A 24,645-nucleotide genomic window follows, 5' to 3' on the forward strand; every position below is an offset into this window, starting at 1 on the left:
CCTGATGACGTTCCCCTTGCCACTGCCCTGCCCCCGCGATCTGCCCGAGCTATTGGGCAGTTTGCAACTGATCACTCCGCTGCTCGATGCCATGCCCGGCGTGGTGTTCTTCATCAAGGACACCGCCGCCCGCTACGTGCTGATCAATCAGACCCTGGCCCAGCGCTGTGGCGCCAAAGACCCCAACGCGCTTCTTGGCAAGACGGCTGAGCAGGTATTTCCCTCGCACTTCGGCCCGCATTACACCGAGCAGGACCGGCGAGTACTGAGTGACGGCAGCCCGTTGAGCGATCAGCTGGAATTGCACCTTTATCCCGGACGCGAACCTGGCTGGTGCCTGACCCACAAACTGGCGCTGCGCGATGCTCAGGGCAGCATCATCGGCATGGCGGGGATTTCCTACGATCTGCTCGCACCCCAGTCCAGTCATCCGGCTTACGAAAAACTCGCGGCGGTCGACGGGCATATCCGCGAGCATTACGCGCAACACATCGCCCTCGGTGAGCTCACGGCCCTCAGCGGGTTTTCCGTGGCGCAACTGGAGCGCCTGTGCAAACGGATCTTCCAGCTGACACCCCGGCAGATGATTCACAAGGCACGCCTGGGCGCGGCCACGCAGCTGCTGTCGGGCGAGCTGCCGATCACCGAGATCGCCCTGCGTTGCGGCTACACCGACCACAGCGCCTTCAGCCGCCAGTTCAAGGCGCTCACCGGCGTGTCCCCTTCGCAGTATCGCGATAACCATCGCTGACTGTTACCCGTTACTGCGCACCCCGCCAAACCTTGCTCCCTTTTGTGACATGGCACCCATCGTCGAGGTGTTCGTCCTTGCCGCGTATGCCCCTGGCTTGAATCTGCGTCGCTGGCGGCTGGCGTCTGTTTCGGGCCTCGCAGACCGTCGAAGGTTTAACCCGATGTGGCTTGCGGTTTTTTGGCACATCCAGTGCATATCAAATATCGTATACGAAATTCTAAATACACATTTGATAAGAACTGCCCAACGCTCGACACCATCCGACAACGAGGCCCCTTATGAAAAATCCTGCACCCGCCGTCTTCATTACCGCCCTGCTGAGCAGCGCGTTCATCGCCCAGGCCCAGGCCGACAAACTCGACGACATCATCGAGTCCGGCAGCTTGCGTTGCGCGGTCACCCTGGACTTCCCGCCGATGGGTTTTCGCGATGAGAAGAACACCCCGGCCGGCTTCGATGTCGACTACTGCAATGACCTGGCAAAAACCCTCGGGGTCAAAGCCGAGATTGTCGAGACGCCGTTCCCTGACCGAATCCCGGCACTGGTTTCCGGCCGCGCCGACGTGATCGTCGCCTCCACCTCCGACACCCTGGAGCGGGCCAAGACCGTGGGCATGACCATTCCCTACTTCGCCTTCCAGATGGTGGTGCTGACCCGCAGCGACGCCGGGATCAAATCCTACGATGACCTCAAGGGCCATTCGGTGGGCGGCCCGGCCGGCACGTTCGAAGCCATCGCACTGGAAAACGACGTGAAGAAATGGGCCAACGCCAAGGGTGCTTTCCATGCCTATCAGTCGCTGGCCGACGCGGTGCTTGCGCTGAGCCAGGGGCAGATCGACGCGACGACCGTGACCTCGACGGTCGCCTCATCGCTGATCAAGTCCGGCAAGTATAAAAACCTCAGCGTCGCCGGCACCGCGCCGTATGACATCGACTATGTGTCGCTGGGCGCCAAGCGCAATGAGTTCGGCCTGATCAACTACCTGAACCTGTTCGTCAATCACCAGGTGCGCTCCGGGCGGTATCAGGAGCTGTTCGCGCAATGGGTCGGCGGCACCGCGCCACAGCTGACGGCCAGCGGTGTGTATCGCTAAGGACTGCATAGCCGAGGGGACAGGCTGGCCCTGAATGTCAGTCAAGTGCAGAACCTGTGGCGAGGGAGCTTGCTCCCGCTGGGGCGCGAAGCGGCCCTGAAAATGGGACTGCTACGCAGTCCAGCGGGAGCAAGCTCCCTCGCCACAGGTTCTGCGTTTAGCCGATAGATATTCAGGACAAACCCGGCCCCCAAATCAGTTGAAAACCAAGGAACTCCTTTGATGTTCGACTACACCTTCCATTGGCGCGCCGCCTTCCAGGCGTTGCCGGAAATGCTCGACGGCGCGCGGATCACTCTGGAAATCGCGGTGCTGTCGATGTTGGCCGGCACGCTGATCGCCATGTTCCTGGCCCTCGGCCAACTGTCCGACAAGCGCCTGCTGCGGGCGATGGCCGCCAGTTGGGTGTCGATTGCACGCAACACGCCAGCCCTGTTCCAGGTGTACATCCTGTACTTCGGCCTCGGCGCCTTTGGCATTCACATGGGCTCATGGCTGGCGTTGCTGATCGGCATCACCTTCAACAACGCCGGCTACCTGGCGGAGACTTTTCGCGGTGGCCTCAACGCCGTGCCGGAAACCCAATTGCGCGCCGCCCGCTCGCTGGGCATGAGCGCACCGAAGGCTTATCGGCTGGTGGTCCTGCCGCAATTGCTGCGCGTGGTGTTTTACCCACTGACCAATCAAATGGTCTGGGCCTTGCTGATGACGTCACTGGGCGTGGTGGTCGGCCTGACCAGCGACCTCACCGGCGTAACCCAGGCGCTGAACGTGAAGACCTTTCGCACCTTCGAGTTCTTCGCCATCGCCGCCGTCCTCTACTTCGTCCTGGCCAAGCTGGTGGTGTTGATCGCCCGCCTGCTGGCCTGGCGTTTGTTTCGGTACTAGGAGGTCTGCATGTACACCTCAAGTTTTACCTCGGGCGACTTCCTCTACCTGCTGCAAGGTGCCGGCACCACGCTGTTGCTGACGTTCTGGGCGATGTTGATCGGCACGTTGCTGGGGGTCGCGTGTGGCCTGGTTCGGGCCTTGCTGCCACGTGTGAGTCTGCCGCTGGCCTGGGTGCTGGACGTGTTTCGCAGCGTGCCGTTGCTGATCCAGTTTGTGCTGCTCAACTCGTTCAAGTCGATCGTCGGCCTGAACTGGAGCGCGTTCACCGTGGCCTGCGTGATCCTCGGCGCCTACTCCACCGCCTACTGCGCAGAAATCGTCCGCGGCGGCGTGCTCTCGGTACCGTTGAGCACGCGGCGGGCCGCCCGTTCGCTGGGCCTCAGTCACCGCCAGGACTTGCTGCACATTGTCCTGCCGATGGCTACGCGGGTGGCGTTTCCGGGCTGGATCAACCTGACACTGGCGGTCATGAAAGACACCTCGCTGGTGCTCTGGATCGGCATCGTCGAATTGCTGCGCGCTTCGCAAACCATCGTCACCCGGCTCCAGGAACCGTTGTTCGTCCTGGCCCTGGCCGGCCTTATCTACTACGTCATGAGCCTGGTGATCGCTCGTCTGGGTGCGCGGCTCGAACAGAGGTGGCAGGAAAATGATTGAGATCGAGAACGTTCGTAAATCCTTCGGCAACCTGGAAGTCGTGAAGGGGGTCGACCTGACCGTGAACAAAGGCGAAGTGCTGTCGATCATCGGCGGCTCGGGCTCGGGAAAATCGACCTTGCTGATGTGCATCAACGGCCTGGAAGCCATTCAGGCTGGGCAGATTCGCGTCGACGGCACGCCGGTGCATGCCAGTGGCACCGACCTGAACAAGTTGCGGCAGAAAATCGGCATCGTCTTCCAGCAATGGAACGCCTTCCCGCACCTCACGGTGATGGAGAACGTGATGCTCGCCCCGCGCAAGGTGCTCGGCAAAAGCCGTCAGGAGGCTGAAGAAATCGCCGTGCGCCAGCTCACCCATGTGGGACTTGGCGACAAGCTCAAGGTGTTTCCGAGCAAGCTTTCCGGCGGTCAGCAACAGCGCATGGCGATTGCCCGGGCACTGGCCATGTCGCCGGACTACATGCTGTTCGACGAAGCCACTTCTGCCCTCGACCCGCAACTGGTCGGTGAAGTGCTGGACACCATGCGCCTGCTCGCCGAGGAAGGCATGACCATGGTCTTGGTGACCCACGAAATCCGCTTCGCCCGGGATGTGTCGGATCGGGTGGCGTTCTTTCGCGACGGCAAGATCCACGAAATCGGTTCACCGGACCAGGTGATCGGCCAGCCGCAACGCGCGGAAACCGCCGACTTCCTGAAGTCGGTGTTGTAACCCACAGTCAGGCCTCAGGAGACAGTCATGCGTTCGAGCAAGATCATTCATGTGGTGAGTTGCCACGCCGAAGGTGAAGTCGGTGACGTTATCGTCGGCGGCGTCGCACCACCGCCCGGCGCAACCCTCTGGGAGCAGTCGCGCTGGATTGCCGAGGACCAGACCCTGCGCAACTTCGTGCTGAACGAGCCGCGCGGCGGCGTCTTTCGTCACGTCAATCTGCTGGTGCCGTCCAAGAACCCGCTCGCCGACATGGCGTGGATCATCATGGAACCGGCTGATACGCCGCCGATGTCCGGTTCCAACTCGCTGTGCGTAGCCACGGTACTGCTCGACAGCGGCATTTTACCGATGACCGAACCGCTGACCCGGCTGGTGCTCGAAGCCCCAGGCGGCTTGATCGAAGTGACTGCCCAGTGTCGCAACGGCAAGGCCGAGCGGGTCGAGGTGCGGAACGTGGTGTCGTTTGCCGACAAGCTCGATGCCTGGATCGAAGTCGAAGGCCTCGGCTCGCTGCAAGTCGATACTGCCTATGGCGGCGACAGCTTCGTGATCGTCGATGCCCAGCGCCTGGGCTTCTCGCTGACCGCTGATGAAGCGGCGGACCTGGTTGCCAGCGGCCTGAAGATCACTCAAGCAGCCAATGAACAATTGGGTTTCGTGCACCCGCTGAACCCGGATTGGGAGCATATTTCGTTCTGCCAGATCGCCGCGCCGCTCGACCGCACCAACGGTGTGGCCAGTGCCGCCAATGCGGTGGTGATCCGCCCCGGCAAGATCGATCGCTCGCCCTGCGGCACCGGTTGCTCGGCGCGCATGGCGGTGCTGCACGCCAAAGGCCAACTGGCAGTGGGTGAAGTGTTCATCGGGCGTTCGATCATCGGTTCCGAGTTTCGTTGCCGGATCGACAGCACCAGCGAAATCGCCGACCGTCCGGCCATTATCCCCTGCCTGTCCGGGCGCGCCTGGATCACCGGCACCCACCAGCATCTGCTCGACCCAAGCGATCCTTGGCCGGGCGGTTATCGACTGTCCGACACCTGGCCCGTCGAACTGACTATTTGAAACACCGTACCTGGCAAAACCCTTTGAACCCCACGGCACTTTCAGTGCTCAATTTAAACGTATACGAAATACTATAAAATCATCTTTGGAGGCAACATGAGCAAGCACGTTAACTGGAGCGGCGTTTTCCCTGCGGTCACTACTCAGTTCAACCCGGACTTTTCCATCGACTATGAAGGCACGCACAAGGTCATCAGCGGGCTGGTGCGTGACGGCGTGTCGGGGCTGGTGATCTGCGGCACCGTCGGCGAGAACACCTCGCTGAGCACCGAAGAAAAAATCAGCCTGGTGGAAGTCGCCAGGGACGCCGCCGCAGGTCGGGTGCCGGTGATCTCCGGTGTCGCCGAATTCACCAGCGCCAACGCCAGCAAGGTCGCCAAGGAAATCCAGCGCGTGGGCGCCGACGGCATCATGTTGATGCCGGCGCTGGTCTACTCCTCGAAGCCCTTCGAGACCGCCGCGCACTTTCGCAGCGTCGCCGCCAGCATCGACCTGCCGGTGATGGTCTACAACAACCCGCCGATCTACAAAAACGATGTCACACCGGACATCCTGATCTCCCTGGCCGACTGCGACAACGTCGTCTGCTTCAAGGATTCCTCGGGCGATACCCGGCGCTTCATCGATGTGCGCAATGAAGTCGGCGACCGTTTTGTGCTGTTCGCCGGACTCGATGACGTGGTGCTCGAAAGCATTGCCGTCGGTGCGGTGGGCTGGGTTTCCGGGATGTCCAATGCCTTCCCGAAAGAAGGCGAGACGCTGTTCCGCCTGGCCCGCGACGGCCGCTTCAAAGAGGCCATGCCGATCTACGAATGGTTCATGCCACTGCTGCACCTCGATGCCCGCCCGGACCTGGTGCAGTGCATCAAGCTCTGTGAAGAACTGATGGGTCGCGGCACAGCGCTGACCCGCCCGCCTCGCCTGGGTCTGCTTGACCACGAGCGCAGCGAGGTCGAGACGCTGGTCAAGGCCGCGCTCGCCAATCGCCCGAGCTTGCCGGACGTCGGTCTGTAACCGCCCCTCCCCACTGCCGCGCTCGGCATCGAGCGCGGCCATGCCGAGCATTTTTTATGTCTGCCATTATCGGCCACAACTTTATCGGCTTCGGCCGTAGCGCCGCAGGTGATCAGGTCCTGCACAGCGTCGACGCCCACAGCGGTGAACCGCTGCCCTATGGCTTTAGCCAGGCCAGCACCGAGGAAATCGACAACGCCGCCCACTGCGCTGCCAGGGCCTACCCGATTTATCGCAACCTGCCGGCCAGTGTCCGCGCCGGTTTTCTCGAGACCATCGCCGAAGAAATTGACGCACTGGGCGATGACTTCATCGCCATCGTCTGCCGCGAGACGGCCTTGCCCGCTGCGCGAATTCAGGGCGAACGGGCGCGAACCAGCGGCCAGTTGCGGCTGTTCGCCCGGGTCCTGCGTCAAGGCGACTTCCTCGGTGCGCGTATCGACCGCGCCCTGCCTGAGCGCCAACCTTTGCCACGGCCCGATCTGCGCCAATGGCGCATCGGCCTGGGTCCCGTGGCGGTGTTCGGTGCGAGCAACTTTCCGCTGGCGTTTTCCACCGCCGGCGGCGATACCGCCGCCGCCCTGGCCGCCGGTTGCCCGGTGGTGTTCAAGGCCCACAGCGGGCATATGGCAACCGCCGAGCTGGTAGCAGCAGCGATCATTCGCGCGGCACAGCGCAGTGGCATGCCCGAGGGCGTGTTCAACATGATTTATGGCGCGGGCGTCGGTGAGGCGCTGGTCAAACACCCGGCGATCCAGGCGGTAGGGTTCACTGGCTCGCTCAACGGTGGCCGGGCGCTGTGCGACATGGCTGCTGCACGGCCGCAACCGATACCGGTGTTTGCCGAGATGTCGAGCATCAACCCGGTGCTGCTGCTACCCGCCGCCCTGGCAGCCCGCAGCGCAAGCATCGCCAGTGAGTTGAGCGCTTCGATCGTGCTGGGGGGCGGCCAGTTCTGTACCAATCCGGGTTTGATCATCGGCCTGCGCTCGACGGCGTTCAGCGCCTTCATCGAACAACTCACCGCACAGATCAACGAAAAACCGCCCCAGACCCTGCTCAACAGCGGTACCCGGCGTAGCTACGAAGGCGGCGTGCAGCGCTTGCTCGAACATCCACGGGTAGCGCGTTTGAGCGGCGCCTGCGCGTCAGGCAATCAGGTGCAGCCGCAGTTGTTCAAGGCTGACGTCAGTCTGCTGCTTGAGGGGGATGAGGTACTGCAAGAAGAAGTGTTCGGTCCGGCCAGCATCGTGCTGGAGGTGGCCGACGAGCGAGAGCTCAGGTTGGCGCTGCTGGCCTTGCACGGGCAACTGACCGCCACGCTGATCGCCGAACCGCAAGACCTTGCGCTGTGCGCGCAGCTGATACCGATCCTCGAACAGAAAGCCGGACGCCTGCTGCTCAACGGCTATCCGACCGGTGTCGAAGTGTGCGATGCAATGGTCCACGGCGGACCGTATCCCGCGACGTCGGACGCTCGCGGCACCTCGGTCGGCAGCCTCGCAATCGAGCGGTTCCTGCGACCGGTGTGCTATCAGAACTGTCCGGACAAATTACTGCCGGACGCCCTGAAGAACGCCAATCCGCTGGGGATTTTGCGTCTGGTCGACGGGGTGTATACCCGCAAGGAATTGAATCAAGCGGGCTGACGCCCGCTGTTCACCATCAGTCGAACTGTGCGCGCATCCAGGCCTGGTACTCGGCAACACCAGGCTCGCCTTCGCGGGGGGCCCAATGCGCATGTTCACCCTCGCCCACCGGACGATAAGGACCGGCCTTGCATTCGAACATCACGCTGTCTGCTTCCAGCACCACCAGACCGTGGTAGACCCCCGTTGGCAGGTCTACCCCCACCGAATCGCCACCGCCCTGCAAGACTCGCTTGGCAACCACCTGGCCCGCGTCATCAAATACCAGCACCCCCAGACGGCCCTTGAGGACCAACAAGGTTTCAGCCTTGTCGCCGCCCAAATGCCGATGAGGTGGAATGTAGGTCGATGGCTGCAATCCAATCGCCATGCGGTGGCACGACTCCTCCATCTGGTGGAAGTTGTGATGCTGCCGACCACGAGGATTGGCCGCAGCCTTCTCGGTCAGCTCGGTAAACAGTGTTTGATCAAGAAAGCTCGGCGTGGTCATGCTTACATTCCTTTGACGGCGTAGATCCCGGCGGCGTTGCGCCAGTAGCCTTTGTAGTCCATGCCGTAACCGAAGATGTAGCGGTCGATGCACGGCAGGCCGACGAAATCGGCTTTCAGGTCCGGGCGAGCCTTGCGGTCGTGCTTTTTATCGATCAGTACCGCGGTGTGTACGGCGCGGGCGCCAGCATGTTTGCAGAAGTCGATGATCGCGCCCAGGGTGTGGCCTTCGTCGAGGATGTCGTCGATGATCAGCACGTCACGGTCGATGAACGAGATTTCTGGCTTGGCCTTCCAGAACAGGTCGCCGCCGCTGGTTTCGTTGCGATAGCGGGTAGCGTGCAGGTAGGACGCTTCCAGCGGGAAATTCAGATGGGTCAGCAGCTTGCCGGAGAAAATCAGGCCGCCGTTCATCACGCAGAACACCACCGGGTTGCTTTCAGCCAGCTGATCATTGATTTGCGCACCAACGCGGGCGATGGCCGCCTCGACTTCAGCTTCGGTGTACAGGCAGTCAGCCTCTCGCATGATTTGACGGATATGCTCGAGATCAGCGGACATGGTGCTCTCCAAGGGGGGTGGCGGATTCGGAAAAGCGAGCAAAGGTACGCATCCAGCCGGGTCAGATCAAGCGTTTCTGGACTAACGTACTGTATGTCTATAGGACAACACCCTCGGATAGATTAATCTAGGCCGGTTTTTTTGCCTGCCGCCGGAGCCTTCCCCTATGCCCATCCGTGAGATCCGCCATCCGCTGATCCGACACAAACTTGGCCTTATGCGCCGCGCCGACATTAGCACGAAGAATTTCCGCGAGCTCGCTCAGGAAGTCGGTGCCCTGCTGACCTACGAGGCGACCAAAGACCTGCCCCTTGAAACCTACGATATCGAAGGCTGGTGCGGCACTGTTTCGGTCGAGAAGATCGCCGGCAAGAAAATTACCGTGGTGCCGATCCTGCGCGCCGGCATCGGCATGCTGGAAGGCGTGCTCAGCCTGATTCCGGGCGCCAAAGTCAGCGCCGTGGGCGTGGCCCGCAACGAGGAAACCCTCGAAGCGCACACGTATCTGGAAAAACTGGTTCCGGAAATCGACGAACGCCTGGCAATGATCATCGACCCGATGCTCGCCACCGGCGGCTCGATGGTCGCCACCATCGACCTGCTGAAAAAGGCCGGTTGCAAGGACATCCGCGCGATGGTCCTGGTGGCGGCCCCTGAAGGCATCGCCGCGGTAGAGAAGGCTCACCCGGACGTGACCATCTACACCGCGTMAATTGATCAAAAATTGAACGAACACGGCTATATCATTCCTGGTCTGGGCGATGCCGGTGACAAGATCTTCGGTACCAAGCAGAAGGACGCGTGAGCATGCAGGATGAGTTCAACGACCCGCTCTGGCGCACGGTGCTGTCTGGCGCGCAGATGCTGTTCGTGGCGTTTGGCGCGTTGGTGTTGATGCCATTGATTACCGGCCTCGACCCGAATGTCGCGCTGTTCACGGCGGGCCTCGGGACTCTGTTGTTCCAGCTGGTCACCGGGCGGCAAGTGCCGGTGTTCCTGGCGTCGAGCTTTGCCTTCATCACCCCGATCATTCTCGCCAAGGGCCAGTTCGGCCTCGCGGCGACCATGGGTGGGGTGATGGCGGCAGGCTTCGTTTATACCTTTCTCGGCGTGGCCGTAAAGATCAAGGGCACCGGTTTCATCGACCGTTTGTTGCCACCAGTGGTGATTGGCCCGGTGATCATCTCGATCGGCCTGGCGATGGCGCCGATTGCCGCGAACATGGCGATGGGCAAGGCCGGTGACGGTTCCGAACTGATTCACTACCAGACCGCCATGATGATCTCCATGCCGGCGCTGCTGACGACACTGATCGTGGCGGTGTTCGGCAGAGGCATCTTCCGCCTGGTGCCGATCATCTCCGGTGTACTGGTCGGGTTTGGCATGGCGTTCTTCTTCGGCGTCGTCGACACCGCGAAGATTGCTGCCGCGCCGTGGTTTGCGTTGCCGCACTTCACCGCTCCGGAATTCAACTGGCAGGCGATTCTGTTCATTGTCCCGGTGGCGCTGGCCCCGGCCATCGAGCATATCGGTGGGGTGATCGCGGTCGGCAGCGTGACCGGACGTGATTACCTGAAGAAGCCCGGCCTGCACCGCACGCTGTTTGGCGACGGCATCGCGACCACTGCCGCCGGCCTGCTCGGTGGCCCACCTAACACCACGTACGCCGAAGTGACGGGCGCGGTGATGCTGACCAAGAACTACAACCCGAAAATCATGACCTGGGCGGCGATCTTTGCTATCAGCCTGGCGTTTATCGGCAAGTTCGGTGCGCTGCTGCAAAGCATCCCGGTGCCGGTGATGGGCGGGATTCTTTGCCTGTTGTTCGGGTCGATTGCTGCGGTGGGCATGAACACCATGATCCGCCACAAGATCGATTTGGCCGAAGCGCGCAACCTGGTGATTGTCTCGGTCACGCTGGTGTTCGGGATTGGCGGCATGCTGGTCGGCACCGGTACCGGCGCGCAAGACTTCGGCCTCAAGGGCATCGCGCTGTGCGCTGTCGTGGCGATTGCGCTGAACCTGATCCTGCCGGGCAATGACAGCTGGAAGCACAAGAAGGCGGATGAGCCGTTGCTTTAACGGCTTACACAGCCCCCTGTGGCGAGGGAGCTTGCTCCCGCTGGGTCGCGAAGCGACCCTAAAACCTGCAACCGCATATCTTCAGACATATCGCGTTTGCCGAATTTACGACTGCTTCGCAGCCGAGCGGGAGCAAGCTCCCTCGCCACATTACCGCTCGCCTACAAAGCCAACGGCGCCCTTTCACACAAGGTGTTCAACGCCTGCGCCCACTGCGGGTCATCGTTGAGACACGGCACCAGCACCAACTCCTCGCCTCCCGCCTCGCGGAACTGCTCGAGCCCACGGTCACCGATTTCTTCCAGGGTTTCGATGCAGTCGGCCACGAACGCCGGGCACATCACCAGAATCTTCTTCACGCCCTGCTTGGCCAACGCGTCGAGACGCGCTTCGGTGTAGGGTTCGATCCATTTGGCGCGGCCCAGCCGTGACTGGAACGACACCGACCATTTGCCGTCCGGCAAGCCCAAGCGCTCGGCAAATGCTGCCGCGGTACGCAGGCACTGACCGCGATAACAGGTTGCAACCACTTCCGGCGGCGCGCCGGCACAGCAATCACCGTCGCCCTCAAAGCTATGGCCCGGGTTGAGCTTCTTCAAGTGCCGCTCCGGCAATCCATGGAAACTCAGCAACAGGTGATCGTAATCCTGCTCCAGGTACGGCCTGGCGCTGGCAACCAGCGCGTCGAGGTATTCCGGCTGATCGTAGAACGGCTGGAGAATCGAGAACTGCACATCCAGTTTCTTCTCGCGCACCACCCGCTTGGCCTCTTCAATCACCGTGGTCACGGTGCTGTCGGCGAACTGTGGATAAAGCGGTGCGAGGGTGACTTTTTTGATCCCTTGAGCCGCCATGCGGGTCAACACCGACTCAATCGACGGCTCGCCGTAACGCATGGCCAACTCGACCGGCCCCTGGGTCCACTGCGCGGTCATCGTTTGCTGCAAACGGCGACTGAGCACCACCAGCGGCGAACCTTCGTCCCACCAGATCGAGGCATAGGCGTGAGCCGATTGCTCAGGGCGCTTGATCAGAATCAGCGAGACCAGCAAACGTCGCACTGGCCATGGCAGGTCAATGACGTAAGGGTCCATCAGAAATTGATTGAGGTAGCTGCGCACGTCCGCCACCTGTGTGGAAGCGGGCGAACCCAGATTGACCAGGAGCAACGCGTGATCGGTCATGCAACGTCCTATTTCAAAGGCGGCTGGACAGGTCGTCCAAGGCCGCACGCAAATCAGTGAAGCGGAATGTGAAACCTGCCGCCAGCAAGCGCGCCGGTGTTGCCCGCTGACCACCCAGCAGCAACAGTGACAACTCGCCAAGAGCGACCTTCAGGGCARATGATGGCATCGGCATGAACGCCGGCCGATGCAAAACGCTGGCGAGGGTCTTGGCAAACTCGCGATTGCGCACCGGTTTTGGCGCGCAGGCATTATAAGGACCGCTGGCGTCTTTCTGATGCAGAAGAAAATCAATCAGGGCGATTTGATCATCGATGTGAATCCACGGCATCCACTGCCGACCATTGCCGATCGGCCCGCCCAGCCCCCATTTGAACGGCAATAACAGCCGCGACAAAAAGCCGCCCTCCGCCGACAGCACCAACCCGGTACGCACCAGCACTACCCGAATCCCCAACGCCTCGGCGCGCTGTGCGGTCTCCTCCCAGGCAATGCACAACTGGCTGGCGAAGTCTTCGCTGACCGGCGGCGATGTCTCGGTCAACTCACGCTCACCGCCGTCGCCGTACCAGCCGACTGCAGAGCCCGAAATCAACAACTGCGGTTTCTGCTCGCAGCTTTCAAGCCACGCCAGCAGGGTTTCGGTAAGCTTGATACGACTGCTCCAGAGCAGCGCCTTGCGTCGATGAGTCCAGAGGCGATCAGCAATCGGTGCTCCAGCGAGATTGATCACCGCATCCACCGGGCGTTGGCCAATGTCTTCCAGACGCCTGATGCCACGTACCTGAGCGCCGCACAATTTGGCGACTTGTTCCGGCCTGCGACTCCACACCGTCAGACTATGGCCCTGGCTCAACCAGTGTCGGCAGAGTTGACGTCCTATCAAACCAGTACCGCCGGTCAGCAATATGTGCATGACATCTTCCTCGCGTGGCGTTTTACCCTGATCACTAGTCTATTTTTATAAGCAGGGATGTTTCGGATCTGGCAGGTTCTGTGTTTAACAATAGGCCAACCTGCCAGAACGAGAACGCTGAAAGTTATACCAGAAATCGATGTTGTATAGGTTTAACCTGCAGCGTAGCCTGTACAGAAAGGTAAACGAGGCCTCTATGACTGTACCCATCGCAATCATCGGCACCGGCATCGCCGGACTCTCGGCAGCCCAAGCCTTGCAAGAGGCCGGGTACGTCGTTCAATTGTTCGATAAAAGCCGTGGCAGCGGCGGTCGCATGTCGAGCAAACGCAGCGACGCCGGCGCACTGGACATGGGCGCACAATATTTCACCGCCCGTGATCGCCGCTTTGTCATTGAAGTCCAGCGCTGGCAAGCCAATGGCTGGGTTGCCGAATGGACGCCGCAGCTCTACCACTATCAGGGTGGCCAGCTCAGCCCATCACCGGATGAACAGACCCGCTGGGTCGGCACCCCACGCATGAGCGCCATCACCCGCGCGCTGATCGGTGATACGGAAGCGCATTTCGCTTGCCGGATTACCGAGGTCTATCGTGGCGAAGAACATTGGCATTTGCAGGATGCCGAAGGCTTCACCCATGGTCCCTTCAGCCATGTCGTCATCGCTACGCCTGCGCCGCAAGCCACTGCCCTGCTGGCCGCCGCGCCGAAACTCGCCGGGGTCGCCGCCGGGGTGAAAATGGACCCGACCTGGGCCATTGCGCTGGCCTTCGACACGCCACTGGATACGCCGATGGAAGGCTGCTTTGTACAGGACAGCCCACTCGACTGGCTGGCGCGTAACCGCAGCAAACCGGGGCGCGACACCACCCTCGACACCTGGGTATTGCACGCCAACAGCAACTGGAGCCGACAACATATCGACCTGTCTAAAGAGGCAGTGATCGAGCAACTGCACGGCGCCTTCGCCGAGTTGCTGCACGATTCCATGCCTGCGCCGGTCTTCAGCCTTGCCCATCGCTGGCTCTACGCCCGTCCGTCCAGCAGCCATGAATGGGGCGTATTGGCCGATGCCGACCTGGGCTTGTACGTGTGTGGCGACTGGTGCCTGTCAGGGCGGGTCGAAGGCGCCTGGATGAGCGGCCAGGAAGCGGCTCGCCGCCTGCACGCGCACCTGCAGTGAAACGCGTCAACCCGCGCAGACATTGCACGATGAATCCCACAGGAAGAGGGAGCCGGTAAAACTTGTACAAATAATTTGACTTGTACACCCTTGGATCTATGATCAAACCGTGTTGTACAGCGCGAACAGCCTGTACAGGTATAGATCCGAGGTGCCTCCATGCCCAGCGACTCAGCAAGCAAACCGAAAATCGCTGTCAGTGCCTGCCTGATGGGCGCCGAGGTGCGTTACAACGGCGGGCATAAAGCCTCTCCGCTGTGCAGTCGAACCCTCACGGATTATTTCGAGTTCATTGCAGTGTGCCCGGAGGTCGCCATCGGTCTGGGGGTTCCCCGTGAACCGATTCGACTGGTCGGCGATCCGCAGCATCCTCACGCCGTCGGTACAGTTCATCACGAACTGGATGTCACTGAGCCGCTGACGAACTACGGCCAGCAAATGGCCGGTGCGCTGGGCGATATTTGCGGCTATATCTTCATGCAGAAATCACCGTCCTGTGGCCTGGAGCGGGTCAAGGTTTACCACCCCAACGGCAGCCCGCACGACGGCGGTGCACGCGGCATCTACGCTCAAGCATTTTGCGCCCGCCACCCGGACCTGCCGGTGGAAGAAGACGGTCGACTGAACGATCCGGTACTGCGCGAGAATTTCCTGACCCGGGTATTTGCCTACGCGGCCTGGCAGGAGCTGCTGAAAAACGGCTTGAGTCGCAATGGCCTGACTGACTTTCACGCACGCTACAAGTACCTGTTGATGGCCCATAACCCACTGCAATACAAAGCCTTGGGCAAGCTCTTGGGTGATATGGGCCAGACTGATCCCGATGAACTCGGCCCGCGCTATTTCAGCGAGCTGATGACGGCACTGAAAAAATGCGCCACCCGCGGCACCCACACCAATGTACTGCAACACCTCAGCGGCTATTTCAAACAGGTCATCAGCGCCGAAGACAAACAGGAAGTGCAGCACGTGATCGGCCAGTACCGCCACGGCATCGTGCCCTTGGTGGTACCGCTGACATTGCTCAAGCATCACTTGCGCCATCATCCCGATCCGTACGTCATGCGGCAGACGTACCTGCAACCGCACCCTGAAAACCTCAGCTTGCGAAACGCGATTTAAATGAAAACCGAACCTGACACTCATCCCCATGACGACGCCCCTGGCGCCGACTATCAACAGGCCCTTGAGGACGGTTGGCTGCCGATCCGCGATGTCGCCCGAATCACCGGCGTCAACGCCGTTACTCTGCGCGCCTGGGAACGCCGTTACGGGCTGATCGTGCCGCAGCGCACGCCCAAGGGACACCGGCTGTTCTCGGCAGAGCATGTGCAACGGATCCATAACATCCTCACCTGGCTCAATCGCGGCGTAGCCGTCAGCCAGGTCAAGCAACTGCTGGGTATGCCACAAACGTTGAGCGGCCCCGTCGGGAACGACTGGCACGCCTTGCGAGTGAACCTGATACAGGCGATCAGCCAACTGGCCGAGCGTCAGGTCGACGACACACTCAATCAGGCCATGTCGCTGTATCCACCGCGCACCTTGTGCGAGCAACTGCTGATGCCGCTGCTGGCCGAACTCGAGCAGCGCTGGCAAGGTCAGTTCGGCGCGCAGATGGAGCGGGCGTTCTTTTATTCCTGGTTGCGCAGCAAGTTCGGTGCGAGGGTCTACCACAACAACCGTCAGTTGCGCGGCACGCCGTTGCTGCTGATCAATCACTCCGACTTACCCCTGGAGCCGCATCTGTGGCTCACCGCCTGGCTCGTCAGCAGCGCCGATTGCCCCGTGGAAGTGTTCGACTGGCCGTTGCCGACCGGTGAACTGGCGCTGGCGGTCGAGCATCTGCAAGCGCGCGGTGTGCTGCTGTATTCCAGTCAATCAATCGATCTCAAACATTTATCGAAACTTCTGACCAATGTCGGTTGCCCAAAACTCATTGCCGGCCCTGCGGTGTGCATCCACCACGCCGAGTTGTCCGCCAAAACCTCTGAAATAGCCGATTTATTTCTGGCCGAAGATCCGTTGTCGGCCCATCAGGCACTGGTGCAGCGTGGGCTCATTTAAATGCTTGTAGGCAAAACTTCCTTCCAATTGATCTGGCTGCGCAGCGACTTGCGTCTGCATGACAACACTGCCCTCTCGGCCGCCGCAGCTCGTGGCCCGTGCGTGGCGGTGTATTTGTTGAGCCCGCAGCAATGGCAGATCCACGACGATGCACCGTGCAAAGTGGATTTCTGGCTGCGTAACCTGCGCGAGTTGAGCCAGGCCCTCGGCGAGCTGAACATTCCCTTGCTGATCCGTACTGCCGAGCGCTGGGAAGATGCACCGCGGGTACTTGGCCAGTTAGGCACAGAGCTGAACGTCGAGGCGGTTCACGTCAACGAGGAATACGGCGTAAACGAAAGTCGCCGTGATGCGGCCGTCAGCAAGACTCTCGACGCAGCGGGCATTGGCTTTTACAGCTACCTCGATCAATTGCTGTTCAAGCCCGGCAGCGTGCTGACCAGGACCGGTACGTACTTCCAGGTCTTCAGCCAGTTCCGCAAAGCCTGCTGCGCCCGCTTGTACGGCGCGTTGCCCCGCCTGATTGCCGCCCCCGGGGTTCAGGTGCCAACGGCCATCAACCGTGACCCGATTCCATTACAGGTCGAGGGTTTCGAGGCTCCGCACGAACAGCTACGCGCACTCTGGCCGGCTGGCGAAGGAGAAGCCCATCGGCGTCTGGAATACTTCGCCCAAGGGCCGCTCGACGATTACAAAGACCAACGCGACTTCCCGGCGAAACCCGGTACCAGCCAGTTGTCCGCGTACCTCGCAGCCGGGGTGATTTCGCCACGCCAGTGCTTGCACGCCGCCGTGCAAAGCAATCAAGGCGAGTTCGAAAGCGGCAGCGCCGGTGCTGTCGCCTGGATCAACGAACTGCTCTGGCGCGAGTTTTACAAACACATTCTGGTGGGCTATCCACGGGTCTCCCGACACCGCGCCTTTCGCCCGGAAACCGAAGCCCTTGCCTGGCGCGACGCTCCGGATGAGCTGGCGGCCTGGAAAGAGGCGCGTACCGGGTTGCCGATCATCGACGCCGCCATGCGCCAACTGCTGGAAACAGGCTGGATGCACAACCGTCTGCGGATGCTGGTGGCGATGTTCCTGACAAAAAACCTGCTGATCGACTGGCGCGAAGGCGAGCGTTTTTTCATGCGCCATTTGATCGATGGCGATCTGGCCGCGAATAACGGCGGCTGGCAGTGGAGCGCTTCCACCGGCACCGATTCGGCGCCCTGGTTCCGGATTTTCAACCCGCTGAGCCAGTCGGAAAAATTCGACGCGGAGGGTCTGTTCATCAAGCACTGGCTGCCGGAGCTGGCGGGGCTGGACAACAAAGCTATCCATAACCCGGCGGCCTTGGGCGGATTGTTTGGTGTGGCCGACTATCCGCAACCAATCGTCAATCTGGGTCAGTCACGCGAACGCGCACTGGCGGCATTCAAACATTTGCCTTCGCGTCTGGATCTCGGAGCGATACATGACTGAAAAGGAGAGTGGATTGAGTCATACAACGCCACGACGGTATTGGCTGACAGGAGCCGGCAACGGCATTGGTGCTGCACTGGCCGAAGAACTGTTGAAGTCCGGCATGCACCTGGCGGTCAGCGCCCGCGCGATTGCGCCTTTAAAAGTCCTGGCCCATCGGTATCCGGGGCAAGTGCTGGTGGTGGCGGGCAATCTGACCAACAGCCAGACCGTGCGCGAGATCGGCGAACGTATCCAGCAGGAGTGGGGCTCGCTGGACACCGTAATTATTAATGGCGGCACCTGTGAATATGTTGACACCCAGCAGTTCGACGCCTCGATCATCGAACATGTGGTGCGTACCAACCTGCTCGCCAGCAGCTATTGCATCGAAGCCGCCCTGCCGTTGCTGCACGCGGGCATCGCCCCCCTTCTGGTGGGTATCGTCAGCTCGGTAACCGACCTGGCCCTGCCTCGGGCCGAAGCCTATGGTGCCTCGAAAGCCGGGCTGCGGTTTCTGTTTGAGTCCCTGCGCACCGATCCGGCATCGGAAGGCGTGGAAGTCACCCTGGTTAGCCCCGGCTCCGTCGCCACCCTGCTGACCGGGAACAACGATTATCCGACGCCACAGATCTGGTCGGCCGACAAAGCCGCGCGCCATGTCGTCGAAACCCTCAAGCAGCGCCCGCAGGAAATCCCCCTCATGGCCCTGTCCATGGCTGCACTCTGGCCTTTGTCGAAAATGTCCAACCGCGCAAAACTAGTGATCGGCAAACGCGTGGTCAGGCGCTCGCCGCCAAGCATCGATACGCCACAAACCGGTCACGATCAACGCCTGTCGACACCCCCATCCGGATGAACGCCCGGCAGACCTTTCACACAGCACCGACGCGCTGCCTTACACTGCGCACCTATGAACACGATCCCCATCAAGACCATCGCTGAACCGGTGGTCACTTGCTCGACCTGTGCAGCCTGCTGTTGCCAGCTCGAAGTCATGCTGATCACCGACACAGGCGTGCCCGAACGTTTTATCGACACCGACGATTGGGGCGGGGAAGTCATGCTGCGCCTGGATGACGGCTGGTGCGCCGCGCTGGATCGCGACAGCATGATGTGCACCATTTATGAAAAGCGCCCGCTGATCTGCCGGGAGTTCGAGATGGGTGCGCCGGAGTGCATCGACGAGCGTCAGGGGATTGCGACGGCGTATCGCTGAGTACAAGTTAACCAAATACACCTGTGGGAGCGAGCCTGCTCGCGATAGCGGTTTAACATTCAACATTGCAGCTGACTGTCAGACCGCTATCGCGAGCAGGCTCGTAAAGCAGCCTGTCATTACAGCGGCATCGTGTAATGCAACGCGAAGCTTTCTATGCCGTCATTGGTGATGTTGATATGGGCGTTGGAGTAATGCGTCGCGCGAATCCCGATTTCATGCCCGCCAGCAAACCGCAGGCCGAACCCCAGGCGGTCTTCGAATTGAAAGGCCGAGCCCAACCGTCGGTCTTCCACTTCGTCGTGAGCGAACAGCGCAACGCCGATGCCGGCTTCCAGATAAGGTTTGACGGTTTGCCCGGCAAACTCATAAACGAACACCGGAGAGAACGACAGGCTGTGATTGCTTACGGTCTTRTCACCATTCCAATAGGTGTACGCACCGCTCCAGTAGCCCGTCACGCGCCCGACATCAGTCTGCCACCAGCTTTTATCCCAATCCCATTGCAGGCCCAGGCGATACGTCTGGGTCGAACCGCTGGTATGGCCAACCGCAAACTCGACGCCAGCCGCTTGTGCGGTAAAACTGTGCCCCAACAACGCGACCGCGATCGCGGCTAAACAGAACAGTCGCTTCATGAGAAACATCCTTTTCTGAACGATTATGTTTGTTTTTTTGGCTCAACAGACGCGCCATGAAGATCCACGCTTCAATAGGAATGCATCCACTTGAAGCGCTCCCCAAACGACTTTCTACAGACTGAAGCTTTGCACAACACCGGCGTTATGCCAGAGCAGCGGCAGGATATTTCTCAAATGCTCGGGGCTGGCACTGGTCCAGAACTGCGCGTCGCGAGGTGGCCCCTCTGCGAGCAACTCACGCTCGGCCAGCAGGCGCTGGGTTTGCCGGGCAACCGCCGCGCCAGTATCGATCAGGCTGATGTCGGCGGGGAGCATCTGCTTGAGCAATGGCTTGAGGAAAGGATAGTGCGTGCAACCGAGAATAATCGTGTCACACCCGGCCGCCAGCAAGGGTTCGAGATAACCAGCCAGTAACTGGCATAGCTCCTGGCTGTGCAGGTCACCGGCTTCGATCAGCTCCACCAACCCTGGGCACGGCTGAGTGATGACCCGCACATCGGTGGCGAAACGGTCGAGCAAGGCAGCGAACTTGGCGCTCTGCAACGTCCCGGTGGTGGCGAGCACACCGACCACGCCACTGCGAGTGGCCGCGGCGGCTGGCTTGACCGCAGGCTCCATGCCGATGATGGGCCAGTCCGGGTAGTCGCGACGCAAATCCGCGACACCGGCCACGGTTGCCGTGTTGCAGGCCACGACCAAGGCCTTGGCGCCTTGCCGGACAAAAAACTCCGCGACTACGCTGCAACGTTGGCGAATGAACTCGGGAGATTTCTCACCATAGGGAATGTTCCCGCAATCGCCGACATACAACAGCGATTCATTGGGCAACAATTGCTGGATCTCAGCCAGCACCGACAACCCGCCGACCCCGGAATCGAACACGCCGATGGGCGCTTCACGCATGCCTGCCCCCGCAAACACTGCAGCCTGGATCACGCTTGACCCGCAACTCACGGAACCGCGTCCCCAAGGCATCGATTAATAATAACCGCCCCACCAACGGCTCACCGAACCCGACCAACAGTTTCAGCGCCTCAAGCGCTTGCAGGCTGCCCACCAACCCCACCAGCGGCCCCAGCACGCCGGCTTCGCTGCAGGTCAGTTCGGCTTCGCTGCCGTGCCCGTACAAGCAGTGGTAACACGGGCTCTCGGCGCGACGCGGGTCGAACACCGACAACTGCCCTTCCAGGCGAATCGCCGCGCCGCTGACCAGGGGTTTTCGCGCCGCCACACACGCCGCGTTCACCGCTTCGCGGGTGGAAAAATTGTCGGAGCAGTCGAGCACCACGTCAACCGCCGACACCGCAACCGCCAACGAGTCTTCGTCCAGCGCAGTGCGATGAGCGATCAGTTGAATCTCGGGGTTGATCGCCGTCAGACGACGGATAGCCGAGTCGACCTTGCTCATCCCGACGCTGTCGGTGTCGTGAATGATCTGTCGTTGCAGGTTGGTCAGGTCGACCGTGTCGAAGTCCGCCAGATGCAACTCGCCGACGCCGGCAGCCGCCAGGTACAGCGCAACCGGCGCACCCAGCCCACCGAGGCCGACGATCAAGACGCGGCTTTGCTTGAGTCGCAATTGGCCGTCGATGTCGACGTGTTGCAACAGAATCTGCCGGCTATAACGCAACAGCTCCTGATCATTCAGCACGGTAGACGCCCCAGACTGATACGTTCATGGTCACCGAGGTCCTTGCGGCTGTGGACCTCTTCAAAACCTTGGGCCAGCAACAAATCGCGCACGGCATCGGCCTGATCATAACCGTGCTCGAGCATCAACCAGCCGCCCGCTTCCAGGTGCTGCGGCGCCTGGGCGATGATCAAACGCAAGTCATCGAGCCCATCGGTGCCGGCGACCAACGCACTGGCTGGTTCGAATCGCACGTCACCGGCCACCAGATGCGGGTCGGCGCAGGCGATATAAGGCGGGTTGCTGATGATCAGCGTGTAACGATGATCTTTCAGCGCACTGAACCAGTGACTGCTGAGCACCGTGACGTTGTTCAAGTGCAGACGCTGGCGATTGCGCTCGGCCAGGGCCACGGCCTCGAGGATCCGGTCCACTGCAGTGACTTGCCAGGCTGGACGCTCGCTGGCCAAAGCCAGGGCAATCGCGCCGCTGCCGGTGCCCAGATCAAGAACCCTGGCCGGTGTTGCGGGCAACAGTTCCAGCGCAGTTTCAACCAGCAACTCGGTGTCCGGGCGCGGGATCAGTGTATGCGGCGCCACTTCCAGGTCCAGCTTCCAGAAACCCTGCTGGCCGAGAATGTAGGCCACCGGCTCGCCGGAGCGGCGGCGTTGCAGGTACTCGGCAAAGAGCAGCGCCGCTTCGCTGGGAACGATGCGCTCCGGCCAGGTGTGCAAAAAACTGCGGGACTTGCCCAAGGCAGCGGCCAGCAGCAACTCGGCATCCAGACGCGCGGTCGGCGAGTCTGGCAGGTCGGCTGCACGCAACAAACTGGCAATGATGGTCATTTATTCACCTATCGCTGCCAGTTGGTCTGCCTGGAACTCGGCCAATAACGGCTCGATCACGGCATCGACGCCACCCGCGAGGATTTCGTCGAGGGAATACAGCGTCAGGTTGACCCGGTGGTCGGTGACCCGGCCCTGGGCAAAGTTGTAGGTACGGATTCGCTCGGAACGGTCGCCCGACCCCACCAGCAACTTGCGCTCGCTGGCGATGGCATTCGCTGCGGCGCTGGTTTGCTGGTCGTTCAATTTAGCCGAAAGCCAGGACATCGCCCGCGCCCGGTTCTTGTGCTGGGAGCGTTCTTCCTGGCACTCGACCACGATGCCCGACGGCAAGTGGGTAATCCGGATCGCCGAGTCGGTCTTGTTCACGTGCTGACCGCCTGCGCCGGAAGAGCGATAGGTATCGACACGCAAATCTGCCGGGTTGATCTCGATCGCTTCCTGTTCGTCCGGCTCAGGCAACACCGCCACGGTACAGGCCGAGGTGTGGATACGGCCCTGGGATTCGGTGGCCGGAACCCGTTGCACGCGGTGCGCGCCGGACTCGAACTTCAGCTTGCCGTAGACATTGTCGCCTTCGACCCGCGCGATAACTTCTTTAAAGCCGCCATGCTCCCCGATGTTCTCCGACAGAATCTCGACCCGCCAGCCACGCCGCTCGGCGTAACGCGAATACATGCGGAACAGGTCACCGGAGAAGATCGCCGCTTCGTCACCACCGGTGCCGGCGCGAATTTCAAGGAACACGTTGCGCCCGTCGTTCGGGTCCTTGGGCAGCAGCATGCGTTGCAGGCTGGCTTCAAGTTCGATCAGTTGCTCTTTGGCTTCGCGGACTTCTTCGACGGCCATTTCGCGCATGTCCGGATCGCTGTCCTTGAGCAGCGCCTGGGCACCTTCGAGATCGCCCTGAACCTTGAGCAACTGTTTATAGGTGGCGACAATCGGCTCAACTTCCGCGTACTCCTTGGAATAGGTGCGGAATTTGTTCTGATCGGAAATGACTTCGCCATCGCCAAGCAAGGCGGTCAGTTCCTCGAAACGGTCCTGGAGGATGTCCAGCTTATTGAGCAGTGACGCTTTCATTGCGGTTTTTTATCCGAAGAGCTATCCGAGTTGCCCTCACCGAGGGCAAAGAGTTCCTGGGCCATGGCCAGCGCATCGAGGCGGCCTTCGGCGGTAAGCTTTTTCAACTGCACGCTGGGGGCATGCAACAGTTTGTTGGTCAGGCCACGAGCCAGTTGCACCAGCACATCTTCAGCGCTGCTGCCGTTGGCAAGCAGACGCTGGGCCTTTTGCAATTCCTCATCGCGCAGGCGCTCGCTCTGTTGACGATAGGCCTTGAGCACATCCACCGCCGCCAGTTCACGCAGACGAACCATGAAGTCATCGGCACCGATGGAAACCATCTCTTCCGCCGCCTGGGCAGCACCCTGACGACTCTTGAGGTTTTCAGCGACCACTTCGTGGAGATCGTCGACGCTATAGAGGTAAACGTCGTCCAACTCGCCGACTTCCGGCTCGATATCCCGTGGTACAGCGATATCAACCATGAAGATCGGTTTATGTTTGCGCAGTTTCAAGGCACTTTCTACCGCGCCTTTGCCAAGAATCGGCAACTGGCTGGCGGTCGAGCTGATGACGATATCACTGCGCACCAGTTCTGCCGGGATGTCCGAGAGTAGCACCGCGTGGGCGCCAAACTGCTCAGCCAGGATGCTGGCGCGCTCCAGGGTCCGGTTGGCGACCACGATCCGCTTCACGCCCAGCTCATGCAAATGGCGGGCGACCAGGGTAATGGTCTCGCCAGCGCCGATCAGCAATGCCTGGCTGCGCTGCAAATCGCTGAAAATCTGTTTCGCCAGGCTGACCGCGGCAAACGCCACGGACACCGGGTTTTCACCGATGGCGGTGTCGGTTCGCACCTGCTTCGCCGCATTGAACGTGGCCTGGAACAAACGCCCAAGCAGCGGACCAATGGTGCCGGCCTCGCGGGCCACGGCGTAGGCCGATTTCATCTGGCCAAGAATCTGCGGTTCGCCCAACACCAGCGAGTCGAGCCCGGAGGCGACACGCATCATGTGACGAACTGCCGCATCATCTTCGTGCACATAAGCGCTGGCACGCAGCTCATCGAGGCTCAAATGGTGATAATCGGCCAACCAGCGCAACACGGTATCGGCAGAAAGCTGATCCTGTTCTATATAGAGTTCACTGCGATTGCAGGTGGAGAGGATCGCAGCTTCGCGGCTGTCGGTGAGTCGGCAGAGCTGCTGCAAGGCCTCAACCAGCTGTTCCGGGGTAAAAGCCACGCGCTCGCGGACGTCTACGGAAGCAGTCTTGTGGTTAATACCGAGTGCAAGGAAGGCCATTCAAGATCGCTGATGATGTCGAGAAGCCGACAATTGTCCTACTTCGCCTGACTCAGAACAACCATTGCCGACTATTGTCCTGATACCTTGCCTCTATACAGGTGCTCGAGCACCTGCACAGGGATTGAGTTCAACGGCAAATTGACAGGCCGGTTATGTTTGGTCGAAGGC

Annotated in this window: 26 protein-coding genes; 16 read left to right on the plus strand and 10 right to left on the minus strand. The window is 60.8% G+C overall.

Translation table 11 applies throughout. The features are described 5' to 3' along the window. Positions 1-4 precede the first annotated feature (4 nt). From AC1DHT_RS27455 to AC1DHT_RS27490, 8 genes are all read left to right on the plus strand, one after another. Positions 5-751 (plus strand): AraC family transcriptional regulator, encoded by a 747-nt coding sequence (locus tag AC1DHT_RS27455; protein WP_427543208.1) that lies wholly within the window; start codon positions 5-7, stop codon positions 749-751. 281 nt (positions 752-1,032) lie between these two features. Next, a complete protein-coding gene (locus tag AC1DHT_RS27460; RefSeq protein ID WP_103318457.1) occupies positions 1,033-1,851 on the plus strand; it encodes an ABC transporter substrate-binding protein in 819 nt (272 codons plus the stop codon). Between the two features lie 222 nt (positions 1,852-2,073). Next, positions 2,074-2,739: an amino acid ABC transporter permease gene (locus tag AC1DHT_RS27465; protein ID WP_054595642.1), complete on the plus strand. Its 666-nt coding sequence runs from the start codon at positions 2,074-2,076 to the stop codon at positions 2,737-2,739. Positions 2,740-2,748: 9 nt separating this feature from the next. Next, entirely contained in the window at positions 2,749-3,399 is a 651-nt protein-coding gene (locus AC1DHT_RS27470; protein WP_054595641.1) for an amino acid ABC transporter permease, read from the plus strand. Continuing rightward, complete coding sequence (locus tag AC1DHT_RS27475) at positions 3,392-4,114, plus strand: amino acid ABC transporter ATP-binding protein (RefSeq protein WP_427543204.1); 723 nt, start codon at positions 3,392-3,394, stop codon at positions 4,112-4,114. Before AC1DHT_RS27470 ends, AC1DHT_RS27475 begins: the two co-directional genes overlap by 8 nt. Positions 4,115-4,141: 27 nt before the next feature. Further along, positions 4,142-5,179: a trans-3-hydroxy-L-proline dehydratase gene (locus AC1DHT_RS27480; protein ID WP_427543201.1), complete on the plus strand. Its 1,038-nt coding sequence runs from the start codon at positions 4,142-4,144 to the stop codon at positions 5,177-5,179. A 96-nt stretch (positions 5,180-5,275) separates the two neighbouring features. Beyond that, positions 5,276-6,193, plus strand: a complete 918-nt coding sequence (locus AC1DHT_RS27485) for a dihydrodipicolinate synthase family protein (protein WP_427543198.1) — start codon at positions 5,276-5,278, stop codon at positions 6,191-6,193. Between the two features lie 56 nt (positions 6,194-6,249). Beyond that, positions 6,250-7,842 carry an aldehyde dehydrogenase (NADP(+)) gene (locus AC1DHT_RS27490; protein ID WP_427543195.1) on the plus strand — a complete coding sequence of 531 codons (1,593 nt, stop codon included), beginning with the start codon at positions 6,250-6,252 and terminating at the stop codon, positions 7,840-7,842. Between the two features lie 16 nt (positions 7,843-7,858). On the opposite strand, the gene AC1DHT_RS27495 is transcribed toward AC1DHT_RS27490, so the two are convergent. Continuing rightward, the gene (locus AC1DHT_RS27495; protein WP_427543193.1) at positions 7,859-8,332 is read right to left on the minus strand and encodes a WbuC family cupin fold metalloprotein; all 474 of its coding nucleotides are present in this window, start codon (positions 8,330-8,332) and stop codon (positions 7,859-7,861) included. A 2-nt stretch (positions 8,333-8,334) separates the two neighbouring features. Continuing rightward, the gene (locus tag AC1DHT_RS27500) at positions 8,335-8,892 is read right to left on the minus strand and encodes a hypoxanthine-guanine phosphoribosyltransferase (protein WP_427543190.1); all 558 of its coding nucleotides are present in this window, start codon (positions 8,890-8,892) and stop codon (positions 8,335-8,337) included. Positions 8,893-9,058: 166 nt separating this feature from the next. Between AC1DHT_RS27500 and upp the strand changes: the two genes are divergently transcribed. Then, complete coding sequence (upp, locus tag AC1DHT_RS27505) at positions 9,059-9,697, plus strand: uracil phosphoribosyltransferase (protein WP_477761546.1); 639 nt, start codon at positions 9,059-9,061, stop codon at positions 9,695-9,697. Positions 9,698-9,699: 2 nt separating this feature from the next. Then, entirely contained in the window at positions 9,700-10,974 is a 1,275-nt protein-coding gene (locus AC1DHT_RS27510) for a uracil-xanthine permease family protein (RefSeq protein WP_427543187.1), read from the plus strand. A gap of 161 nt (positions 10,975-11,135) precedes the next feature. Here the strand turns inward: AC1DHT_RS27510 and hemH are convergent, their stop codons facing one another. Together hemH and AC1DHT_RS27520 are read right to left on the minus strand one after the other, a co-directional pair. Continuing rightward, a complete protein-coding gene (gene hemH, locus AC1DHT_RS27515) occupies positions 11,136-12,158 on the minus strand; it encodes a ferrochelatase (RefSeq protein ID WP_427543184.1) in 1,023 nt (340 codons plus the stop codon). A 13-nt stretch (positions 12,159-12,171) separates the two neighbouring features. Next, positions 12,172-13,074, minus strand: coding sequence for a TIGR01777 family oxidoreductase (locus tag AC1DHT_RS27520; RefSeq protein ID WP_477761547.1), 903 nt, complete (start codon positions 13,072-13,074; stop codon positions 12,172-12,174). A 196-nt stretch (positions 13,075-13,270) separates the two neighbouring features. On the opposite strand from AC1DHT_RS27520, the gene AC1DHT_RS27525 reads away from it, so the two are divergent. The 6 genes from AC1DHT_RS27525 (at position 13,271) to AC1DHT_RS27550 (ending at position 18,989) form a co-directional block, all read left to right on the plus strand. Next, positions 13,271-14,257: an NAD(P)/FAD-dependent oxidoreductase gene (locus AC1DHT_RS27525; protein WP_427531450.1), complete on the plus strand. Its 987-nt coding sequence runs from the start codon at positions 13,271-13,273 to the stop codon at positions 14,255-14,257. A 159-nt stretch (positions 14,258-14,416) separates the two neighbouring features. After that, positions 14,417-15,379: a YbgA family protein gene (locus AC1DHT_RS27530; protein WP_427543178.1), complete on the plus strand. Its 963-nt coding sequence runs from the start codon at positions 14,417-14,419 to the stop codon at positions 15,377-15,379. Then, positions 15,380-16,324 carry a MerR family transcriptional regulator gene (locus tag AC1DHT_RS27535; protein ID WP_427543175.1) on the plus strand — a complete coding sequence of 315 codons (945 nt, stop codon included), beginning with the start codon at positions 15,380-15,382 and terminating at the stop codon, positions 16,322-16,324. It abuts the gene before it with no gap. After that, positions 16,325-17,791: a deoxyribodipyrimidine photo-lyase gene (phrB, locus tag AC1DHT_RS27540; protein ID WP_427543172.1), complete on the plus strand. Its 1,467-nt coding sequence runs from the start codon at positions 16,325-16,327 to the stop codon at positions 17,789-17,791. A 13-nt stretch (positions 17,792-17,804) separates the two neighbouring features. After that, entirely contained in the window at positions 17,805-18,629 is an 825-nt protein-coding gene (locus tag AC1DHT_RS27545) for an SDR family NAD(P)-dependent oxidoreductase (RefSeq protein ID WP_427543306.1), read from the plus strand. A gap of 54 nt (positions 18,630-18,683) precedes the next feature. Beyond that, positions 18,684-18,989 carry a YkgJ family cysteine cluster protein gene (locus AC1DHT_RS27550; protein WP_427531455.1) on the plus strand — a complete coding sequence of 102 codons (306 nt, stop codon included), beginning with the start codon at positions 18,684-18,686 and terminating at the stop codon, positions 18,987-18,989. Between the two features lie 119 nt (positions 18,990-19,108). On the opposite strand, the gene AC1DHT_RS27555 is transcribed toward AC1DHT_RS27550, so the two are convergent. The 6 genes from AC1DHT_RS27555 to hemA all read right to left on the minus strand — a co-directional run bounded on the left by AC1DHT_RS27555 (position 19,109) and on the right by hemA (position 24,474). Beyond that, complete coding sequence (locus AC1DHT_RS27555) at positions 19,109-19,627, minus strand: acyloxyacyl hydrolase (protein ID WP_427543169.1); 519 nt, start codon at positions 19,625-19,627, stop codon at positions 19,109-19,111. 114 nt (positions 19,628-19,741) lie between these two features. Next, positions 19,742-20,533, minus strand: a complete 792-nt coding sequence (gene murI, locus AC1DHT_RS27560) for a glutamate racemase (RefSeq protein WP_216741291.1) — start codon at positions 20,531-20,533, stop codon at positions 19,742-19,744. Further along, entirely contained in the window at positions 20,526-21,281 is a 756-nt protein-coding gene (locus tag AC1DHT_RS27565; RefSeq protein ID WP_427543165.1) for a molybdopterin-synthase adenylyltransferase MoeB, read from the minus strand. The genes murI and AC1DHT_RS27565 overlap by 8 nt, the downstream gene beginning before the upstream one ends. Then, entirely contained in the window at positions 21,275-22,105 is an 831-nt protein-coding gene (gene prmC / locus AC1DHT_RS27570; protein WP_427543162.1) for a peptide chain release factor N(5)-glutamine methyltransferase, read from the minus strand. Before prmC ends, AC1DHT_RS27565 begins: the two co-directional genes overlap by 7 nt. Next, positions 22,106-23,188 (minus strand): peptide chain release factor 1, encoded by a 1,083-nt coding sequence (gene prfA / locus AC1DHT_RS27575; RefSeq protein ID WP_054595622.1) that lies wholly within the window; start codon positions 23,186-23,188, stop codon positions 22,106-22,108. Next, positions 23,185-24,474, minus strand: a complete 1,290-nt coding sequence (hemA, locus tag AC1DHT_RS27580) for a glutamyl-tRNA reductase (protein WP_145019834.1) — start codon at positions 24,472-24,474, stop codon at positions 23,185-23,187. Before hemA ends, prfA begins: the two co-directional genes overlap by 4 nt. Positions 24,475-24,645 lie beyond the last annotated feature (171 nt).

Source organism: Pseudomonas sp. 05N432 (assembly GCF_056396945.1).

Coding starts and splice junctions, on each gene's coding strand:
- AC1DHT_RS27455 (WP_427543208.1), top strand. CDS start 5: ATGACGTTCCCCTTGCCACTGCCCTGCCCCCGCGATCTGCCCGAGCTA.
- AC1DHT_RS27460 (WP_103318457.1), top strand. CDS start 1,033: ATGAAAAATCCTGCACCCGCCGTCTTCATTACCGCCCTGCTGAGCAGC.
- AC1DHT_RS27465 (WP_054595642.1), top strand. CDS start 2,074: ATGTTCGACTACACCTTCCATTGGCGCGCCGCCTTCCAGGCGTTGCCG.
- AC1DHT_RS27470 (WP_054595641.1), top strand. CDS start 2,749: ATGTACACCTCAAGTTTTACCTCGGGCGACTTCCTCTACCTGCTGCAA.
- AC1DHT_RS27475 (WP_427543204.1), top strand. CDS start 3,392: ATGATTGAGATCGAGAACGTTCGTAAATCCTTCGGCAACCTGGAAGTC.
- AC1DHT_RS27480 (WP_427543201.1), top strand. CDS start 4,142: ATGCGTTCGAGCAAGATCATTCATGTGGTGAGTTGCCACGCCGAAGGT.
- AC1DHT_RS27485 (WP_427543198.1), top strand. CDS start 5,276: ATGAGCAAGCACGTTAACTGGAGCGGCGTTTTCCCTGCGGTCACTACT.
- AC1DHT_RS27490 (WP_427543195.1), top strand. CDS start 6,250: ATGTCTGCCATTATCGGCCACAACTTTATCGGCTTCGGCCGTAGCGCC.
- AC1DHT_RS27495 (WP_427543193.1), bottom strand. CDS start 8,332: ATGACCACGCCGAGCTTTCTTGATCAAACACTGTTTACCGAGCTGACC.
- AC1DHT_RS27500 (WP_427543190.1), bottom strand. CDS start 8,892: ATGTCCGCTGATCTCGAGCATATCCGTCAAATCATGCGAGAGGCTGAC.
- AC1DHT_RS27510 (WP_427543187.1), top strand. CDS start 9,700: ATGCAGGATGAGTTCAACGACCCGCTCTGGCGCACGGTGCTGTCTGGC.
- hemH (WP_427543184.1), bottom strand. CDS start 12,158: ATGACCGATCACGCGTTGCTCCTGGTCAATCTGGGTTCGCCCGCTTCC.
- AC1DHT_RS27525 (WP_427531450.1), top strand. CDS start 13,271: ATGACTGTACCCATCGCAATCATCGGCACCGGCATCGCCGGACTCTCG.
- AC1DHT_RS27530 (WP_427543178.1), top strand. CDS start 14,417: ATGCCCAGCGACTCAGCAAGCAAACCGAAAATCGCTGTCAGTGCCTGC.
- AC1DHT_RS27535 (WP_427543175.1), top strand. CDS start 15,380: ATGAAAACCGAACCTGACACTCATCCCCATGACGACGCCCCTGGCGCC.
- phrB (WP_427543172.1), top strand. CDS start 16,325: ATGCTTGTAGGCAAAACTTCCTTCCAATTGATCTGGCTGCGCAGCGAC.
- AC1DHT_RS27550 (WP_427531455.1), top strand. CDS start 18,684: ATGAACACGATCCCCATCAAGACCATCGCTGAACCGGTGGTCACTTGC.
- murI (WP_216741291.1), bottom strand. CDS start 20,533: ATGCGTGAAGCGCCCATCGGCGTGTTCGATTCCGGGGTCGGCGGGTTG.
- prmC (WP_427543162.1), bottom strand. CDS start 22,105: ATGACCATCATTGCCAGTTTGTTGCGTGCAGCCGACCTGCCAGACTCG.
- prfA (WP_054595622.1), bottom strand. CDS start 23,188: ATGAAAGCGTCACTGCTCAATAAGCTGGACATCCTCCAGGACCGTTTC.
- hemA (WP_145019834.1), bottom strand. CDS start 24,474: ATGGCCTTCCTTGCACTCGGTATTAACCACAAGACTGCTTCCGTAGAC.